This is a genomic window from Acinetobacter sp. YH12095 (genome assembly GCF_013419245.1).
Lineage (GTDB): Bacteria > Pseudomonadota > Gammaproteobacteria > Pseudomonadales > Moraxellaceae > Acinetobacter > Acinetobacter towneri.
The window spans coordinates 173,200-192,723 of sequence record NZ_VPAL01000002.1; the positions used below are offsets into that span (position 1 = coordinate 173,200).

General features: G+C 41.1%; 19 protein-coding genes, 1 other RNA gene and 1 pseudogene. 10 read left to right on the forward strand and 11 right to left on the reverse strand.

Translation table 11 applies throughout. From position 1 onward, the window contains the following. Positions 1-2: 2 nt before the first annotated feature. The 6 genes and pseudogenes from FTU35_RS02500 to FTU35_RS02525 form a co-directional block, all read right to left on the reverse strand. Positions 3-1,312 (reverse strand): annotated as a pseudogene (locus FTU35_RS02500) (ATP-binding protein). Then, entirely contained in the window at positions 1,312-1,989 is a 678-nt protein-coding gene (locus tag FTU35_RS02505; protein WP_179988912.1) for a response regulator transcription factor, read from the reverse strand. Before FTU35_RS02505 ends, FTU35_RS02500 begins: the two are co-directional and overlap by 1 nt. Then, positions 1,982-3,703, reverse strand: a complete 1,722-nt coding sequence (locus FTU35_RS02510; protein ID WP_257224284.1) for a phosphoethanolamine transferase — start codon at positions 3,701-3,703, stop codon at positions 1,982-1,984. Before FTU35_RS02510 ends, FTU35_RS02505 begins: the two co-directional genes overlap by 8 nt. Positions 3,704-3,950: 247 nt before the next feature. Continuing rightward, positions 3,951-4,652 (reverse strand): VIT family protein, encoded by a 702-nt coding sequence (locus FTU35_RS02515; protein ID WP_096902719.1) that lies wholly within the window; start codon positions 4,650-4,652, stop codon positions 3,951-3,953. 857 nt (positions 4,653-5,509) lie between these two features. After that, positions 5,510-5,902 carry a Cu(I)-responsive transcriptional regulator gene (gene cueR, locus FTU35_RS02520; protein WP_004970532.1) on the reverse strand — a complete coding sequence of 131 codons (393 nt, stop codon included), beginning with the start codon at positions 5,900-5,902 and terminating at the stop codon, positions 5,510-5,512. A gap of 59 nt (positions 5,903-5,961) precedes the next feature. Continuing rightward, positions 5,962-8,433, reverse strand: a complete 2,472-nt coding sequence (locus tag FTU35_RS02525; RefSeq protein ID WP_179991268.1) for a heavy metal translocating P-type ATPase — start codon at positions 8,431-8,433, stop codon at positions 5,962-5,964. A gap of 149 nt (positions 8,434-8,582) precedes the next feature. Here FTU35_RS02525 and FTU35_RS02530 point away from each other — a divergent pair, with 149 nt between their 5' ends. The 6 genes from FTU35_RS02530 (at position 8,583) to FTU35_RS02555 (ending at position 12,719) form a co-directional block, all read left to right on the forward strand. Next, positions 8,583-8,777, forward strand: a complete 195-nt coding sequence (locus tag FTU35_RS02530; protein ID WP_004970528.1) for a heavy-metal-associated domain-containing protein — start codon at positions 8,583-8,585, stop codon at positions 8,775-8,777. A gap of 503 nt (positions 8,778-9,280) precedes the next feature. Then, positions 9,281-10,282: a putative oxygenase MesX gene (locus tag FTU35_RS02535; protein ID WP_154320486.1), complete on the forward strand. Its 1,002-nt coding sequence runs from the start codon at positions 9,281-9,283 to the stop codon at positions 10,280-10,282. 26 nt (positions 10,283-10,308) lie between these two features. Beyond that, positions 10,309-11,337 (forward strand): methionine synthase, encoded by a 1,029-nt coding sequence (locus FTU35_RS02540; RefSeq protein ID WP_179988915.1) that lies wholly within the window; start codon positions 10,309-10,311, stop codon positions 11,335-11,337. A gap of 122 nt (positions 11,338-11,459) precedes the next feature. Next, entirely contained in the window at positions 11,460-11,954 is a 495-nt protein-coding gene (locus FTU35_RS02545; RefSeq protein ID WP_004970523.1) for a flavin reductase, read from the forward strand. A 71-nt stretch (positions 11,955-12,025) separates the two neighbouring features. Then, positions 12,026-12,316, forward strand: coding sequence for a type II toxin-antitoxin system HigB family toxin (locus FTU35_RS02550; protein ID WP_019836372.1), 291 nt, complete (start codon positions 12,026-12,028; stop codon positions 12,314-12,316). 1 nt (position 12,317) lies between these two features. Beyond that, positions 12,318-12,719 (forward strand): type II toxin-antitoxin system HigA family antitoxin, encoded by a 402-nt coding sequence (locus FTU35_RS02555; protein WP_180064469.1) that lies wholly within the window; start codon positions 12,318-12,320, stop codon positions 12,717-12,719. Positions 12,720-12,766: 47 nt separating this feature from the next. Here FTU35_RS02555 and ssrS read toward each other — a convergent pair. The 3 genes from ssrS to FTU35_RS02570 form a co-directional block, all read right to left on the reverse strand. Beyond that, positions 12,767-12,949: non-coding RNA, 6S RNA (ssrS, locus tag FTU35_RS02560), on the reverse strand. 110 nt (positions 12,950-13,059) lie between these two features. After that, on the reverse strand, positions 13,060-13,344 hold the full coding sequence (locus FTU35_RS02565; protein WP_004970518.1) for a cell division protein ZapA: 285 nt from the start codon (positions 13,342-13,344) through the stop codon (positions 13,060-13,062). A 1-nt stretch (position 13,345) separates the two neighbouring features. Further along, positions 13,346-13,897 carry a hypothetical protein gene (locus FTU35_RS02570; RefSeq protein ID WP_154320487.1) on the reverse strand — a complete coding sequence of 184 codons (552 nt, stop codon included), beginning with the start codon at positions 13,895-13,897 and terminating at the stop codon, positions 13,346-13,348. Between the two features lie 64 nt (positions 13,898-13,961). On the opposite strand from FTU35_RS02570, the gene FTU35_RS02575 reads away from it, so the two are divergent. Beyond that, complete coding sequence (locus FTU35_RS02575) at positions 13,962-14,600, forward strand: UPF0149 family protein (RefSeq protein ID WP_179990344.1); 639 nt, start codon at positions 13,962-13,964, stop codon at positions 14,598-14,600. A gap of 94 nt (positions 14,601-14,694) precedes the next feature. Further along, a complete protein-coding gene (gene pepP, locus FTU35_RS02580) occupies positions 14,695-16,029 on the forward strand; it encodes a Xaa-Pro aminopeptidase (RefSeq protein ID WP_154320488.1) in 1,335 nt (444 codons plus the stop codon). A 79-nt stretch (positions 16,030-16,108) separates the two neighbouring features. Here pepP and FTU35_RS02585 read toward each other — a convergent pair whose 3' ends face one another. Together FTU35_RS02585 and FTU35_RS02590 are read right to left on the reverse strand one after the other, a co-directional pair. Further along, positions 16,109-16,402 (reverse strand): type II toxin-antitoxin system RelE/ParE family toxin, encoded by a 294-nt coding sequence (locus FTU35_RS02585; protein ID WP_004970510.1) that lies wholly within the window; start codon positions 16,400-16,402, stop codon positions 16,109-16,111. Next, positions 16,392-16,637 (reverse strand): type II toxin-antitoxin system RelB/DinJ family antitoxin, encoded by a 246-nt coding sequence (locus FTU35_RS02590; protein WP_004970507.1) that lies wholly within the window; start codon positions 16,635-16,637, stop codon positions 16,392-16,394. The genes FTU35_RS02585 and FTU35_RS02590 overlap by 11 nt, the downstream gene beginning before the upstream one ends. A gap of 372 nt (positions 16,638-17,009) precedes the next feature. On the opposite strand from FTU35_RS02590, the gene ubiH reads away from it, so the two are divergent. Together ubiH and FTU35_RS02600 are read left to right on the forward strand one after the other, a co-directional pair. Further along, the gene (gene ubiH, locus FTU35_RS02595; RefSeq protein ID WP_179991267.1) at positions 17,010-18,218 is read left to right on the forward strand and encodes a 2-octaprenyl-6-methoxyphenyl hydroxylase; all 1,209 of its coding nucleotides are present in this window, start codon (positions 17,010-17,012) and stop codon (positions 18,216-18,218) included. Beyond that, entirely contained in the window at positions 18,215-19,465 is a 1,251-nt protein-coding gene (locus FTU35_RS02600) for an FAD-dependent monooxygenase (protein WP_154320491.1), read from the forward strand. The genes ubiH and FTU35_RS02600 overlap by 4 nt, the downstream gene beginning before the upstream one ends. The last annotated feature ends 59 nt before the right edge of the window (positions 19,466-19,524 follow it).

Below are 19,524 nucleotides of genomic sequence, written 5' to 3' on the forward strand. Positions count from 1 at the left end.
TCTTAACGCATCGGAAATTTAACCTGCACACATAAACCACCTAAACTGGCACTTTTAGAAAACTCTAAACTTGCACCTAAGCGTTGGGTGGCTTTATCTACAATAGATAAACCTAAACCACTACCAATTTCCGCATGGTTATGAATACGGTAAAAACGCTGTCGAATTTGATTGAATAGTGCGGGGTCAATGCCTGCACCACTGTCTTCAATTTGCAAAATTGCATGTTGTTCTTGCTGAAAAATAGTCACATTAATCATGCCTTGTTTGGGGGTATATTTAATCGCATTATCAATTAAATTATAAATAATGGAAGTAAAGCAGAACTTTGTCCATGAATATTCAACTCTTGGCGTTGTTCGACACCTAAATCAATATCTTTTTGCAATGCCAATTGAATGAGCTGTTCCACACAGGCAATGGTCATTTGATTTAAAGATAGGGTTTGATCGTTTTCAATTAGACTATCTGAGGCATCTTGCTTGGCTAAGCTTAATAACTGATTGACTAAATGCTGTAAACGCAAAACCCCTTGGCTTAAATTATTGAGGGCATCACTATGTGGAAATTGCTGCAATAAAATTTGTACTTGTAAATTGAGTGCAGTGAGTGGGGTACGTAATTCATGTGCAGCATCGGCAACGAACTGGCGCTGTTCCTGCTGTGCGGCAGAAATTCGCGTAAATAACTGATTCATTTCCTGAATCGTGGGTGCAAGCTCGACAGGATAATCCAACATGTGAATCGGGCTGAGATCCTGCGCTTTACGACGTGCCAATTCGCTTTTAAAGTTATTTAGTGGTTGAAAATTATGACGAATCAGCCAACCCAAAGCCAAAAGGGCAAAGGGTAAAAATATTGCATAGGGAATAAACATATTTGCCGCTAATTCTAAAGCTAAATATTGGCGCACAGAGTTTTGCTGGCTAATTTGAATCTGTAGGGTTTCTTGCGGCAAAATATAGGTATGCCACAGTCCAACTTCAGTTTGATGATTATAAAACCCTGGTTTTTCTACGGGTTGTAGCAACACATCTTGAGGGTGTAATTGTGTTGTAGCATCGTCATATGACCAAATATCGACAAATAAGTCTTCTTCGCTATATCTCTGATTTAAATCGATTTGGCTCTGTGTAGGTTCAGGATGGTTCGCTGCAATGCGTTCTGCCAAACTTTGCATTTGTGCATCTAAAATTTCATTCATTTCTTCTAGGGCAATTCGATACGCTGCAAATACCAAAACGCAGCCCAACATGACACTAAAGATAGAAACATAAACAATCAGACGTTTTTGCAAAGAGTAGGATTGCATTAAATTTGCCCTAAACGGTAGCCCAAACCACGAATGGTACGAATAAAGTCCTTGCCAAGTTTGGCGCGTAAATGGTGAATATAGACTTCAATGGTGTTGCTGCTGACTTCACTGTCAAAATCATATAATTTATCTTCTAAATTACTTTTAGAGAAAATTTTATTAGGGTGGCTGACCAAAGCCATTAAAATTGCCCATTCACGATTCGACAATTCGATATATTCACCTTTGAATTTTGCCAAATGTTGTTCGGTATCTAAGACTAAATCGCCATAACTTAAAATATGTGCGGTATCGTTTACAGGATTTTGTGCGCCGCTACGTCTGAGCAGGGCATAAATTCGCGCCAGTAATTCATCAAATTCATAGGGTTTAATTAAATAATCATCTGCACCCTGATTTAAACCATCCACCCGTTGTTGCAATTGATCACGCGCAGAAATAATCAGCACGGGCAATTGTGGATGTAACTGGCGAATGTTTTTTAATACCTGCATGCCGTCCATCATGGGTAAGCCTAAGTCCAGCAACACCAACTGGATATCTTGCTGCTCTAATTGCTTTAAGCCATCAATCCCGTTGTTCCCCCAAGTAACATCAAATTGCTGTAACTTGAGCAAGGTTTGGGTCGATTCGGCAATCATAAAATCATCTTCAATGATTAATATTTTAGGCATGTGATGACTCGTGCTGCGGTTGAGTGGTAGATGGGGCAGAACATTGATTCAGCATATCATTTTTCGGATCAATCACTTGGCTTTTTACATCTAGTAAGCTCAATAAACTTGGGAAAAGATTGTCCTGACTCAATGCTGCTTGGCGTTGTGCTTTTAAGCAATTCACTTGCGCGGAATTTTGTTGTTGCCAAGCTTCTGAAAACCACATCAGCATCGGTACATGAGTTTGTTGAGTCGGTGCCATAGAATACGGTGCGCCGTGTAAATATAAACCATGCTCGCCTGTCGATTCTCCATGATCAGACAAATACCAAAAACTTGTTTGATAGTTTTTTTGTTGCTCTAAAGTTTGAATCAACTGACTTAAAACATGGTCGGTATAGACAATCGAGTTGTCATAGGTATTGCGTAAGGCATCGGCACTGCACCCCTGAATCGCATTGCTGTTACACGTCGGTTGGAAGGGTTGATAAGCTGCGGTTGAGCGTTTGAAATAAGCAGGTCCATGACTGCCCATTTGGTGCAATACAATTAAATGTGAGCGCGTGTCTTTCGGGTCCAGTTGAGCAAGATAAGCCTGCAAACTGTCCACTAAAATTTCATCTAAACATTCACCGCTGGCATCACACCATTTTTGTTTTAGCGCTGCAGGAATTTGATATTGCTGCACCCGATCACAGGCACCTTTACAGCCTGAATTGTTATCAATCCAAGTGACTTGATAACCTGCACGCTGAGCAATATCCAGTAATCCTTCACGGTGACTTGCCAGTTGTTCATCATAATTTTGGCGTGGCATCCCCGAGAACATGCACGGCACAGAAACAGCCGTGGCTGTACCACAAGAGCTGACTTGAGTGAAATTAATCACAGGCAGCTTAGAGAGTTCAGGGTTGGTATTTTTTGCGTAGCCATTCAGCGAGAAGCTTTCAGCACGTGCAGTTTCACCAACCACCAACAGCATAATTTTGGGTGCTGTGCCTGTTTGCGCACGTTGAATTAAATGTGCATCTTCACCATAGCGCAGCAGCGGCAAATTCTGTTTGGGTGCTTTCTTTTTATAATACGATAGACTAGAGGCAATCGCATTTTGTGGAGAAAGCATGCCTTTTAAATCACGATGCTCGCGGAAGATTGCAGCATAATCCACATAAAAACAGAACAATAAACCCAAAATCAGCACAATCGAAACTACACTGCCTAAAGTCTTTTGCAGTAATTGACGGGCAAAATGAGTCGGCTGAATTTTAACAGACCACACCAAGACCAATGGCAATAGTACAAACAGCACACTCCAAACCACTAAGCGTACAGACAAAAGATCACGTACTTCACGTACATCGGTTTGCAGCATATTTTGAATTTGGTCTGCGGTAATCACTACGCCCAAGCTATTAACAAAATAAGCGCTGAATCCACCGACTACAATCAAAATACTGGCTAATATTTTGGCATTCCAACGCCAGTTTAGCCATTGCAGCAACAGATGATACGCCGATACGATGACGATCACAGTTGCAATCAATAAGCCTATGGCTTTAATGCCCTGATAAGGTGTGAATTGTTGAATTTTCTCATAAAATCCATAGTTCAATACCAAGCCTAACCATAGGGCAAGCAGTAGATTGAAATAGAATAAAGAAATCGGTTTTTGCCAAAAGCGCAGTCGAGCAAAGAAAGACGGAGCAAGTGGTGATTGGGGCTGTTTAGACATCGTCAATGATTCAAAAGACCTTAAGATGCTTTAGCTTAAAATTTGAAACTTAAAACGGACTTAAAATTGTGGGCTAAATATGTTGTGGGGTTTATTGGAATAATTTTGAAGATAGAAGAAATTTTAGAGATGTAAACTTTGTATGGGCAAGCTGCTCATTCACGCTATTTCTGAAGTTTCCCCCTATCTCTGAATATATTTTTATCCAAAGATAGGGCAGAGATTTACACTGAATTTCCTAGATTTTTTAAGCCACAGCGACATGGAACATTGAACCAATCCACGCACTGAATACCATGGCGACAATACCCCAGATCATGACACGCAATGCGCCTTTCCACATACTTGCACCACCGACATAGCTGGCAAGCGCACCCATAACCCCTAGACTAATTACACCAACCAACATTACGCCTTTGTCTAACAGATGTTCAGGTAAGAGTAAAATAGACACCAACGGGAATAATGAACCTACAGTAAATGCCAATGCCGACGAAAAAGCTGCCATAAATGGCTGCGCTGAGGTGTGTTCTAAAATACCAATTTCGTCACGGGCATGGGCATCTAAAGCATTGTGTGCAGTCAGTTGTATGGCGACTTGTTCTGCCAATTCGGCATCTAAACCGCGAATCATATAAATATTGGTGAGTTCTTTTAGCTCATGCTCTGGATTGAGTTTTAATTCGCGTGCTTCCATCGCAAGGTCATTTTGTTCAATGTCTTGTTGAGATTTCACCGAAATATATTCACCTGCTGCCATAGAAGCAGCGCCCGAAATTAAGCCTGCAATACAGGTAATTAACAATGTTTGAGAAGATGCACCACTGGCTGCCATCCCCACGACCAAACTGGTCACAGAAATGATCCCATCGTTCGCACCCAATACTGCAGCACGTAACCATCCAGACCGTTCAATATAGTGTTTTTCGAGGTGGTAAGAATGTGGCATAGATCAAACTCTCTTGTTATTCAATTTTCGTTTATTGATGTGTGATATAGCATAAATCATTCTAAAAAATTTATCGTTTAAAAATGAGAGGTATTTCACAAAATAGATGAAGTCGTAATGTGGTTTTTGAGTTTGAGCTTGGAGTTTTTTATAAAATTTCCTTAAATTTCAACCTTTAAATGCCTTAAAAAATGATCAATAGCTTGTAAGATGATAAAAGAGATTGATTCAATCAGGCTTGCAAGTAAATAGGAAATATCGTGATGTCTTTTCAGAATATTGTGGTACCTGTAGTGAGCGAAGTCAGTCTAAAAACCATTCATCGGTTGGGTGCAGGGTAAAGTATGCCTAAATTATCTCGTGACTTAGTATCGCCAGACGTATTTGACTTAAAGTCATTTATTTCTCCTCGCATTAGGGGTAGATGTCGCACTTGCAGAAGTCATACGTGGACACGGTACAATTTATGATGCAGAAGTCTGTGATGCTGCGGTTCGTTTAATTAATGAAAAAGGGTATGAATTACCGCGCTAAAATATGCGTAATGAATAGTGCTAAAACTTGATTGTTGTGCAGTTTATCGGAGAGATTCTTAAAAAGTGTTAAATTTATCTCGTAAATTGTTTAGAATATCTATCAATTCAAATTGTGTTTATATATAATACGCTCCCATAAAGTAACAGATATTCCAAGTTTCCCCCCACACTTCCCCAAAGTGTGAGTTTTTTTATGCTATGTATTAAAAAGATAGGGATGTAGATTTCCTAAGTTAAATTTAAGCTGACAGATACAACAATGGTTTCTAACAAGTGGATAACTGTCAGGTCTTGTTTGAATGGGGGAAGCTTAATTCCAAATCACTTCCCCAATTCAATATCTTTCAAAATCACACAATCTGCCTGTTCATCGCCAGAGCAATGATCTGCAGAGCTTTGCAACCAGTTCGCCATTTCCTGTAATTGCGTAATCTTCTGTTTTAAGGTTTCAATATGTTTAAGCGTGAGTTGCTTCACTTCTGCACTTTGTCGGTCAGCATTTTTCCATAAACCTAGCAATTCTTTCATTTGCTCAGAAGAAAACCCCAAATCCCGTGCATGCTTAATAAAAGACAAAGTTTTTAAATCTTGCTCAGAATAAATCCGATAACCCGAAGCAGAGCGTTTGGCGGTATCCAGTAAACCAATTTGCTCATAATAACGAATCATTTTGCTGGAAATACCCGATAGCTTAGAGGCTTGACCAATATTCATGTGACTTCTCTCATAAAAAGGGCGTAGAGCAATCTTCTAAACCCTTTTGTATGTTGCATTTAAATCTGTGCTGCTTGGAAATATTTTAAACGGAGCGCATTACCCAATACAAACACTGAAGATAATGCCATCGCGCCCGCAGCAAAAATAGGCGAGAGCAAAATACCTGCAAACGGGTATAGCACGCCTGCAGCAATTGGAATCAAGGCAATATTATAAATAAATGCCCAAAACAGATTTTGACGAATATTGCGGATAGTGGCTTTACTCAAAGCAATTGCATTGGGCACACCTTGTAAATTGCCCGACATCAATACAACTTCGGCTGCTTCAATCGCAACATCTGTACCTGTACCAATCGCAATTCCAACATCGGCTTGTGCCAAAGCAGGGGCATCATTAATACCATCACCCACAAAAGCCACACGTCCAAATTGCTGTTGTAATTCACGTACAACATCGACCTTGCCTTCAGGTAAAACCTCGGCCACCACATGATCAATCTGTAAACGTGCAGCAATTGCCTGAGCCGTATGTCGGTTATCTCCCGTAATCATCGCCACTTTTAAACCCAGTTGATGCAACGCTGCAATAGCAGCAAAAGTCGTGTCTTTAATTGGGTCTGCAACGGCAACAATGGCTGCCAGTTGTTGATCAATCGCCATATAAATTGGTGTTTTGCCTTCTTGTCCTAAACGTGCAGCTTCTGCATTAAAAGCGCTAACATCTAGCCCAATTTGTTGCATATAACGGTCTGCACCAATCTGAATACGTTGACCATTCACCAGTGCTTCAATACCTGAACCTGTGATGCTGTCAAATTCGGTAACAGGCAGTAAACTGACTTGCTTTTCTGTTGCAGCTTGCACAATCGCCAATGCAATGGGATGCTCAGATTTCGCTTCTACCGATGCTAAAAGTACAAAGACCTGATCTGCATCAAAACCCGATTGCACATGAAAATCGGTTAATATCGGTTTGCCTTCGGTGAGCGTTCCTGTTTTATCCACCGCGACCACTTTAACATCTTGCAAAAGCTGCAAAGCTTCGCCTTTACGAAACAGCACGCCCATTTCAGCGCCACGACCTGTTCCCACCATAATTGAAGTCGGTGTGGCTAAACCCATCGCACATGGGCAGGCAATAATTAGAACAGCGACTGCATTGACCAAACCAAAGGTCAGGGCAGGTTCTGGGCCAAAAATAAACCACACAATAAAAGTAAGTGCAGCCAATAACATCACGGCAGGTACAAACCACATGGTTACTTTATCCACCAAGGCTTGAATGGGTAATTTAGACCCTTGCGCCTGCTCGACCATGCGAATAATTTGCGCCAACACCGAAGCTTCACCAATGGCAGTGGCACGAATATTTAGTGTGCCATTTTGGTTGATGGTGCCACCTACGACTTGATTGCCTATTTGTTTGGCTACAGGAACAGGCTCACCTGTAATCATTGACTCATCTATATAACTATGACCTTCGATCACTTCACCATCTACAGGAATGCGCTCACCTGGGCGGATTTCGACAATGGTATTGGAGCTGACTTCCTCCACTGGCACTTCAATGATTTGACCATCCCGATGAATACGTGCAGTTTTAGCTTGCATGCCAATTAAATGCTGAATGGCTTGCGAGGTGCGACCTTTGGCTTTGGCTTCAAAATAACGACCCAGCAAAATCAAACTGACAATCACTGCCGCAGCTTCATAATAAACATGCACTGTGCCTTCGGGTAAAAGCTGCGGCATAAACGTTGCCACCAATGAAAAACTGTATGCAGCCAAAGTTCCTACCGCCACCAAAGAGTTCATATCAGGCGCAAAATGTAACAGCGCTGGAATCCCTTTTTGATAAAAACGACGTCCTGGTAACAGCAGCACCAATGTGGTTAAAGCAAATTGAATCAACCAACTTTGTTGTTGCCCAATATTGTGCATCACCCACATGTGAAAGGCAGGAATCATGTGTGATCCCATTTCCAGAATAAACACAGGCAAGGCTAAAATCAGTGAAATTACTAAATCACGTTTCAGTTGTTGCTGTTCCAGATTCTTTTTATCGTGTTGTTCGTTAGAGTCGTGTTGCAGCAGTTTGGCGTCATAACCTGCTTTTTGAATCGCTCGAATCAGGTCTTGGCTAGAAACAGTGGCATTCGGCTGAATCCATGCATGTTCAGTCGCCAAATTGACATTGGCTTGTTCTACACCAGGCACTTTCTTTAAGGCTTTTTCGACACGTGTTACACACGAAGCACAAGTCATGCCATCAATAGACAGTTCGATTGGTTGAATGGCAGCTACATCAAAACCTGCACGTTGCACTGCCTTAATGAGCAGTGCACGGTCTAAAGGTTGCGATGCATGAATCAGTGCTTTTTCTGTTGCAAGATTCACTTCAGCTTTTTCTACACCATCGACTTTTTTTAAGGCTTTTTCGACACGCCCGACACATGAGGCACAGGTCATGCCTTCTATAGACAAAGTTTCCTGATAGGGAGAGGCATTTGGGTGTTTTGCGTCCATGGTCGTCTCTATAATTTGGAGGATGTGTTTAGCATATAGATTGACACGATGGTAAGGTCAAGTAAATTTTAGCCCAAAATAGGCTTGACCTTGCCTGCATGGTAAGCTTTAAACTACAGTTCAATAAATGCAGAAGTGTGGAGTTCGCAATGAAACTATTGATTGAAAATATGACTTGTGGCGGTTGTGCACGTGGTGTCACGGCAACCATTCAAGATGTTGATCCTGCTGCAAAAGTTGAAGTCGATTTAGCGACTAAAATTGTGACCGTGGAAAGCACTGCAACTGTAGATCAAATTACGGCTGCATTGGCAGAAGATGATTTTCCTGCACAAGTTCAATAAAACTGCATCATCTAAGAAGCTCCAATGTGTGAGCTTATCGTAAGGTCAATTGGTCAACTGACGAATTGACCTATTTTTTTGCCTGCCGATTTTTTCTCGTTGTTTTTTGATGTGACCAACTGAATACATTTTGATCACGAAGATGCTAAACCAAGCCAATCAGAAGCTGAGATTTTCTAACTTCAAGCTGAGTTTCATTCATTCAGGGCTGAAATCTGCTGAATGAACTATGTGCTGTCCTCTAAAATATACTCTTCAATATTTATCGGAATAAAAATATTTTTTGGTTTTAACTTGTTGTTATTGAAATATTTATTTTAATTTTTAAATTTAAGGGATAACAGAAAAACCATCATTTTTAGATGTTTTGCTGCATATTTTAAATTAAGGTGAATAAAATTCACTTTGGACTGAGGTTAAATCATTTTTATTCACTTTGTCGTTCCAGTATAAATACCCTCATTCAGAAATTTTAACTTTTTAAATTTGGGTAGTAGATCATCATGACAAAGCCATTCACCTGTTCAATTAAACGTATTCGTTTTGACGAAAACTATGAACCTGCTAACAACACGCGTTTAACCACCAATTTTGCAAATTTGGCGCGTGGTGAAAGCCGTCAGGAAAATTTACGCAGAACTTTAGCGATGATCAATAATCGTTTTAACTCGCTGGCATCTTGCGATAACCCAAAAGGTGATCGTTATTCGCTTGAAATCGACATTATTTCTGCAGAAATTGATATTGAAGGAAATGGCAAAACTTTTCCATTCATTGAAATGCTAAAAAGTACGATCACAGATCATCAAACAAATGAACGTATTGAAGGCATGATTGGCAACAGTTTTTCATCGTATGTTCGTGATTATGATTTTAGTGTGGTCTTGCCAGCATTAGGCTGCAAAGTAAATGAAAAGCCTGAAAGTTTTGGTGATTTACATGGCAAGCTTTATCAGCATTTGGTCAGTTCAGCAGTGTTCCAAGCTGAGTTTCAAAAACAACCTGTGATTTGCCTGAGCGTATCAACCACAAAAACTTATTATCGTACGACCAATGTGCATCCTGTCTTAGGTACAGAATATAAAAATGATGAATATTCACGAACCGATGACTATTTTGAAAAAATGGGTTTAACCGTGCGTTACTTCAAACCTGAAAATAGCAATGCACCGCTTGCGTTCTATTTTTCTGGCGATTTACTGCATGATTACACAGATTTTGAGTTGATCAGTGCCATCAGTACTATGGAAAGTTTCCAGAAAATTTATCGTCCTGAAATTTATAACACCAACTCACCTGCAGGCGAGGTCTATCAGCCAAGTTTGAATTATCAGGATTATTCATTAACCCAAGTTGTATATGACCGTGTTGAGCGAGGTCAGTTGGCAGTCAAGCAGGGCAAATGGACTGAAGAAAACTTTATCAAGCCTTATCAAGATATTCTTGAACAATGGGCTGCCAAGTTCGTGCCGCTACATGCTGCCAATCAAGAACGTGTTGCTTAACTTAAAATACAGATAGAAGATTCAAAATGGCTATTTTATTACCGACCTCAACGGCTGGCAGTTTACCTAAACCTTCGTGGCTCGCAGAACCTGAAAAGCTTTGGTCAGCTTGGAAATTAACAGGGCAAGAATTACTGGACGCAAAACAAGATGCGCTACGTCTATCACTGCATGAACAACAGCAAGCAGAGATTGATATTGTGAGTGATGGGGAGCAAACCCGTCAGCATTTTGTCACCACCTTTATTGAACACCTTGAAGGTGTCGATTTTGAAAAACGTGAAACAGTCAAAATTCGTGATCGTTATGATGCCAGTGTCCCTTCTGTGGTGGGTGCAGTTTCTAGGCAAAAACCAGTCTTTGTTGAAGATGCCAAATTCCTGCGTTCACTGACAGATCAACCCATCAAATGGGCGCTGCCTGGTCCTATGACCATGATTGATACTTTATACGATGCGCACTACAAGAGCCGTGAAAAACTGGCGTGGGAATTTGCCAAAATCCTGAATCAGGAAGCGCGTGAACTTGAAGCAGCAGGCGTGGATATCATCCAGTTTGATGAACCTGCGTTTAATGTGTTTTTTGATGAGGTGAATGACTGGGGCGTGGCAACATTAGAGCGCGCGTTAGAAGGTTTGAAATGTGAAACAGCCGTGCATATTTGCTATGGCTATGGCATTAAAGCCAATACCGATTGGAAAAAAACACTCGGCTCAGAATGGCGTCAATACGAAGCAGTTTTCCCAAAACTACAGCAGTCTAATTTGGATATTATCTCACTGGAATGTCACAACTCACGTGTTCCGATGGATTTGCTTGAACTTATCCGTGGTAAAAAGGTGATGGTGGGTGCGATTGATGTCGCAACGAATACGATTGAAACAGCCGATGAAGTTGCAGATACATTGCGCAAAGCATTGCAATTTGTCGATGCTAACAAGTTGTACCCATCGACTAACTGTGGAATGGCACCATTGAGTCGTCAGGTTGCACGAGGCAAGTTACAGGCTTTGGCTGCTGGTACGAAGATTATTCGCCAAGAATTATCTAGTTAAGCGTTCGATCAGGCGAAGTGAATTCAAGCCAAGTGAATTTAAGTTAAGTGAATCAGGGATGCTTTTTCAGGCAAAAAGCATCCTTTGAACTTTCTAAAAAAGTTGAGTGTTGGAATACGGTGATGGTTAAAGCAACAGACTTCAAAAATGCAATGTCTTTCTTATCAAGTGCAGTCAATGTAGTGACGACAATGGGAGATGCAGGACGTCATGGTTTTACTGCATCTGCGGTATGTAGCGTGACAGATACACCGCCAACATTATTGGTGTGTATGAACAAATCATCGCGTTCTCATCTCAGTTTTTTAGAGAATAAAGTGCTGTGTGTGAATGTGCTAAATGCAGAACAAGAACATCTTTCTAATGCATTTGCCTCATCAAAATTGAGTTCCGATGAGCGTTTTAAGCAGGCTGAATGGGCAGCTTTGGAAACAGGTGCTCCTATATTAAAAAATGCATTGGTCAGTTTTGATTGTGAAATTTCACAAATTCAAGAAGTGGGGACGCATACTATTTTTATTTGCCCAATTGTTGCTATTCAAAAAAATCAACAAGATCAGGCGTTGGTTTATTTTAATCGTCACTATCATCAAGTTGGTGAAACTGAGTTTGTTTAATTCGCTATAAAATATTGCAATATGCGATAATCAGTTTATACTTGATTTATAGCAAAATGCGATAAAATATTATGCATGTGATCACCCACGCTAGAATTATAGAGGCAATGCACAAGTGGCCACAGGCTGAAACAGCACTCGATGGTTGGTATCGAATTATTAAGGCAAATGATCCGAAAGACTTTGCCGAAATGAAGCAGTTATTTCCAGCAGTTGATAAAGTTGGAAAGTTTCATGTATTCGATATTGGTGGGAATAAGATTCGACTTATTGCTGTTGTGATGTATCAGGCAAAGCGTGTGTATATTCGTCATGTGTTATCCCATAAAGAATATGACAAAGGTCATTGGAAGGAGGATTAGTATGAACGCAATGATTAAACAGGCTGTAGATCACTGGCACTACGTTGCTCCTTTGCTGAGTAAACCAGAAAATGAAAAAGATTTTCATGCACTTGTCGAGGCTTTAGATGAGCTTTTAGATATTGTTGGTGATGATGAAACGCATCCTTTAATGGGGCTGATTCATCAACTCGGTGACTTGGTTTCTGTTTATGAAAATGAACACCTGCCTATTCCTCATGGAGATGGTCGTGCTGCTTTAGCTTTTTTGATGGCGCAACATGGATTAGGTCAATCTGACTTGGCAGAGGTTGCAACTCAATCTGTGATTTCGGAGATTTTAAGCGGCAAACGCCAGTTGAATGTTCGTCATATTAAAGCGCTGTCTGAGCGGTTTAAGGTTTCTGCTGATACATTTTTCTAAACGATTTTATATTTTTTAGACATTTTATTTTTAGATATTTAAAAATAAATAGCTCCGAAGATGCCGCTGCATGTCGTTACCCTGAACCCGAAAAAGTTCAAGGCGGACGCGACGCATACTTGCTGGGTTTCCCATACGAGATGGGCATACGCTCTAAATATGCAGAACACAATCCTAAGATTAAAGTATCGGCAGGGATATAGACTCGCTGGCGAACACCTCAGAGTTAGAATTAGTATAACCCATCTCAGTTGCTTGGCAACTCATGTTCACGAATTAACTATAAAGATAGAGCTTGTTTGCATAGCCTTTATGCAAACTTAAGTCAAAAAAACACCACTTAAGTAAGGGCTTCAACTTCTTGCAAAATGGTGCTGAGTAAACGCTCACAATGCTCATAATGCTGCAAAGATTTATTCATAGAAAGAACCTCTTGCATCAACTCTAAAGCCACCACAATAATCAGTTTGCTCGGTTCCATATTGGGCGCTTTACGACGAAACTCATCATAGCGTTCATTCAATAATTGTGCTGCACGCTCTAAATCTTCTCTTTTTTCTTCAGTTGTGGCTAAACGGAAACTATGTCCTAAAACACGTAAATCAATTGGAATTTGAACTGACATATTAACCTTCCTCACTCACTTCGGCAGGGTGGGCAAGTTGTTGAATTTCTTGCGCATGATGATCTTGAGCTGTACCTAAAATTGCAAGACGCTGAATAATGGCTTCCACTTTGGCTTTTGCATGCTCATTTTTTTGTAACAATCTTTCACGTTCTTGTTTGAGTGTCTGAATTTCGTGCTGATTTAAACGCTGATCATTCAGCATTTTTTCTTTTAAAATGCGTAATTCATTGCGTTCAGCCAAAATTTCCTGAAAGCGGTTTTTCAAATCAGTACAGCTTTTTTCCAAACGACTGTAACGATCTGCCAATGCTGTCGCATCTTGATTTAACTGCTGTAATTGCGCTTGCGTGCTGCTTAATTGCTCAGTCAGATTCTCAATTTCATCTTGCTTGGCAGTAATGATGCCGTTTCTTTGAACAATTTGAGCATGATGCTGTTCCTCAGCAGTTTGCTTGGCTGTGCTGAGGGCGGCATTTTCACTTTCATAATGATTAATTCGTGTTTTTAAAACACCAATATACGCTTGTAGACGCTGTAATTCTTCTAACATATCGTGGTCGCACAGTATTGCAAACAAAGGTAATATATACGAAGTATAGAGATTGGATAAACGAATGCAAGACGATATTTCAGGTTGGTCGGAATGGTTCCGCAATTTTTCTAACATTGAAGAAATTTCAAGCCCAAGTGAGTTACATGGCTTGCTGACAGGTATAGTTTGTGTGACAAATGCACCAACCGAAACCGAATGGCAGCAGATTTTAGAAACTTTAAATGTGCCAGAATTAGAGCCAGCCGCACTCTCACTTTTAACCGATGAATCAGAAGATGTCGCACATGCCTTGTCTGAAGATGAGTTGGATCATTTGCCGTTGTTGCCAGATGATGAACATCTTTTACAAGAACGTGTGCAAGCTTTGGCGGATTGGTGTGCAGGCGTCGTGCTTGGGTTTGGTTTAGCTTCTGGGCATATTCGTTCAGATGAAATCGAACTGATTGAGCATTTACAAGATGTCGCTGCGGTTGAATTTGAAGATTCAGACAATGATGAAGAAGGCGAAGAAAGCTATCAGGAATTGTATGAATTTGTACGTTTGATTCCTGTGAGTTTATCTGTAGGACGTAAAAAAGTGCCTGTAGAAGAAAGCTCTTTATTGCAAAACTTACATGCTAAGTCGCGTCAACAAACCGTACAAACAACACAAAACGCAAGTGCTGTTGTTGAAATGTTTACGCCACACCGTCCGAGTTAATCGGGCGTTGTGTGCCTAAGTTAAGTCGGTGTAAGGTGCTTTAAGTCATTACAACAATCATATTTTCATCATTTTATATATGTAGACCGTATTTATGAAAAAACTGACTCAAGTCGAATTTAAAGAACGTCGTGATCAACTTGCAGAACTGATGGGACCCAATAGTGTCGCAATTATTGCAACCAGTCCTGTGGCAATGCGTAATCGTGATGCAGATTATAAATATCGTGCCGACAGCAGTTTTTTCTATTTAACAGGTTTTGCTGAACCTGAAGCAGTTGCGGTGATTGAAACCTATGAATCAATTGATGAAGGTTATACCTACACGTTGTTCTGCCGTGAACGTAACCGTGAAATGGAAATCTGGAATGGTTATCGCGCAGGTTTAGAAGGTGCAATTGAGCTGTTTGAGGCAGATGAGTCTTTTGCAATTGCGCAATTAGATGCAGAAATCATCGCCAAAATTGTCAATAAAGACACGTTGTACTATCGCTTGGGGCATCAGACTGAATTTGATGTACGTGTTGCGGCATGGAACCAACAAGCTGATGCACAACATCGTCAAGGCAATACTGCACCTGCCAAAATTGTTCAGTTAGATCGTTTGCTGGATGAAATGCGTTTGCATAAAACTGAGTCTGAATTGGAACTGATGCAAATTGCTTCAAATATTAGTGCAGAAGCACATACTCGTGCCATGCAAACAGTAAAAGCAGGCATGATGGAATATGAGCTAGAAGCTGAACTGAATTATATTTTTGGTAAAAATGGCTGCGTACCTGCCTATAACAGTATTGTCGGTGGTGGTGAAAATGCCTGCATTTTGCATTATGTCGAAAATGACAAAGTGCTTAAAGATGGCGATTTAGTCCTGATTGATGCAGCCTGTGAATATCAGTGCTATGCCTCAGATATTACCCGTACTTTTCCCGTGAATGGTCAATTCAGTCCAGAACAAAAAGCACTGTATAACATTGTATTGGATGCGCAAATTGCAGCAATTGAAGCTGTACAAATTGGTAACTCCTATAAAGAACCACACCATGTTGCGGTGCGTATTTTGGTGCAAGGTTTGCTTGATCTAGGCATTATGCAGGGCAATTTAGAAGAAATTATTGCTTCGGAAAGTTATCGCCAGTTTTATATGCACGGTACAGGGCATTGGTTGGGCATGGATGTGCATGATGTCGGCAGCTATAAACACGGTGAAGACTGGCGTGTTTATGAAGAAGGTATGGTGGTGACCGTTGAACCGGGTCTATACATTGCACCCGATGATGAAACGGTAGATGCTAAATGGCGTGGTATAGGTATCCGTATTGAAGATGATATTGTTGCGACTGCGAACGGGCCATTGAATCTGACTTCAAAAGTGGTGAAAACCGTAGAAGAGATTGAAGCATTGATGGCAAAAGCTAAATCTGCTTAATTGGGTCTAATCAAAGCTGGTCAAGTGATCAGCTTTTTTATTAGAAAGCGCGTGTAAATTTTGAGTATGTAAATAATTTTTAGTCTTTGATCCGCTTTTTTGCTTCATCATAAACAATGTTATCAGCACGCTTTCCAACGGTAATGAGCAAAATAACGACCTGATCATCTTTGACCTGATAAATAAGTCGGACACCCGCTTTTAATAATTTGATTTTATAGCAGCCAGCAAGATCACCTTTAAGCATGTTCTTTGGAATATGTGGCTGCTCAATGACTTTGGCTAATTTTTTCTTGAATTGGTCGCGGATAGCACTCGGAAGCTTTTCCCATTCTGCAGTGAAGTCCTTATGACGTAAAAGATTATAAGTCATCTAATGTGACTTCCTCGAACATCTCTTTAGGATCATTCATGCGTTTACGGACAAGTGCCAATAGTTCAGCATCTTCTTCTGAAAGCAACGCTTTCTGTACTGGAAGCTTTCCAGTCGTTGCCACATATTCAAGAATATTGGTAAAGAAATCGGTAGGTGAGATACCTTGTTCTTTAAGGATTGAATAAGATTTTTCTTTAAGGGCTTCATCGACCCTGAAATTAACAGTAGCCATCACTTCTCTCAGTTATTGAATGTATGGAAATATTGTAATGCAATATGCATTACAAAGATAGTTTGTATAATAACCATTATGTGAGATCATTTTTATCGTTGAGCTTATTCTAAAATCAATCATCAGCCATCAATAATACTAAGTATTGAATTTATCTTCTCTTGTGTCATACATGGCTCGGAGCAAGAAGATGAGGGACTAATAATTATAGTTTGAATTGGACATTTGCAAGAAGTCTAATCATCTTCCATAGCTTCAACACTAATTCATTATAAAAATAAATGACTTTGCGGTAAGATAAAATCCATTACAGATTATACGTATTTCGATTGAATCTTTTGAAGTCGAATACCTCATAAAAAGGATCAAGGCATGCAACAAGAAGTGATCATTGTAGGCGGTGGTATGGTCGGGCTAAGCTTAGCCTTGATGTTGGCTAAGTCAAACATTGCAGTGAAGTTGCTAGAAGCGATTCAATACCCCAATTATGACGATGCCAGCCTTGCGCCGTATCATTCCAGTTTTGATGCACGTAACAGTGCCTTGTCGCGTCGCAGCGTACAAATTTACCAAGAGCTAGGTTTATGGGATGCCTTGCAAGAACATGCTACGCCTATTTTAGAAGTTCAAATTACCGAACAAGATAGTTTTGGCAAGGCACGTTTATTGGCCGAACAAGAAAAAGTCGAAAGCTTTGGTCAGGTGATTGAAAATGCATGGTTAGGTCGAGTGTTGTTGACCGAAGTACGTAAACAACCTTTGATTGAATTGATTGATGGTGTGCAGGTCACCAGTCTTAAACAAGATGCAGATTTTGCCTATATTGAAGCGGTACGTGGTCAGGAACAATTACAGCTTGCTGCCAAACTACTGATTGCTGCCGATGGTCGTGATTCTTTCTGCCGTAAAGCCTTGGGCATTGGTGCATCGGAACATGATTATGACCAAGTAGCGATTGTGACCACAGTGCAAACCTCCAAGCCGCATGCGCATGTGGGTTTTGAGCGTTTTAGTCATTTAGGGCCTTTGGCGTTGCTGCCCCTGCCAGGTGAATATCGCCGTTCTGTGGTGTGGCCTGTGCCAAAAGGTACAGAACATGAATGGATTGGCGATGAAAATGATCAACACTTTTTAAATGCCTTGCAACAAGCCTATGGTGATCGTGCAGGGAAGTTTGAAAAAACAGGACGTCGTTTTAGTTTTCCATTGTCACAAGTTCTGGCAGAAAAACAGGCGGTTGGTCGCGTTGTACTGATGGGTAATGCAGCGCATACCATTCACCCAGTCGCAGGGCAGGGCTTTAACTTGTGTATGCGAGATGCTTACGTATTATTGCGTTATCTCACCGAACAGGCGGCACAGTCAGCAGATTTAGGCGATGCTGCAATGCTGCGTGACTATGAACAATCGCGTTTGAAAGATCAACAGCGAGTCATTAAATTCTGTGACAGCGTGGTACGTGGATTTAGCAATCAAAACCCAATCCTGAAATTTATGCGTAATACAGGCTTAGTCGCGTTTGATACCATTCCAGGCATTAAACCTTTGGTCGCCAATTATGCCATGGGGTTAAAAGCATGATCACAGCAAATCAACAAACGCAAGTGTTAGATGTCGTCATTATTGGTGGCGGCTTGGTGGGAGGCTTAACTGCACTTTTATTGGCACAAGGGGGTGTGCAGGCTACAGTTTTAGATGCCGCACCTATTTTAGATGCAGAGAAAACCCTTGCAGTTGCCAATCCGCGTGTATTGGCTTTAAGTCAGGCCACCATCCACCTGTTAAAAACAGTCAATGTCTGGTCTAAACTGGCGCGACATATGCCGTATAGCGGCATGCAGGTTTGGAATAAAAATGGCTATGGCGAAATTAACTTTGGGGCAAGTAACGAACGTACACCCGCTATTGAGCAGGCTCTGGGTTCAATGGTCGAGCCAAGCATTTTAAATCTAGCGATTCAGCAGCAAATGTTGCAACAAGTGCAAGATTATCGAACGCAAGTCAAAGTGACCCGTTTAGAGCGTGGTGTTGGCGTTTGGCACATTTATTTGGCCGATGGTACACAATTACAGACTAAGCTAGTCATTGGCGCAGATGGTGCTAACTCCTTTGTGCGCGAACAAGCCTTTATTGATTTTGATGTGTTGGATTATCGTCAGGCAGGTCTAACCTGTGCAATTCGTACTGCGCAGCCGCATCAGCATGTTGCACGTCAAATTTTCTTAGAAACTGGTCCTTTGGCCTATTTACCGATGGCAAGTTTACACGCCGAGCAGGAAGGGCATTGGCAGTCGATTGTTTGGACTTTGCCTGATGACTATGCCGAAGAATATGCCAAACTGAATGATGACGACTTTACCCAACTTTTGACTCGTGAAAGTCATCACATGCTTGGGGAAGTCTTAGAGGCAACCCCACGTGCTATTTTCCCACTGAAAGCACGTGCAGCGCAGCGTTATGTGCAAGATGGTTTGGCACTTATTGGTGATGCCGCGCATGTAATTCATCCGCTTGCAGGGCAGGGCGTGAATATTGGTTGTCTGGATGCAGCCGTACTGTGCGATGTGTTGTTGCATGATTTCAAACGTGGTGTTTGGGCGCATGAGCAAACTTTAAAGCGTTACGAGCATCGTCGTAAAGGACAAAATGATGCCATGATGCATAGTATGTCTGCGATTGGCTGGATGGAAACCACCACTTTATTCCCTGTGGTGTGGGCACGTAACTTTGGTTTAAAACAGGTGGAGCAGCTGCCTGCGTTAAAAGATGCCTTTATGTCACAAGCCAGTGGATTAAGCCTGCTTAAAGACACACGCTACGCGGTTTAAAGCAAAACAGTCGTTTTTTGTACGGTCATACATACCTGATTACGAATTTGGTTAAAAAA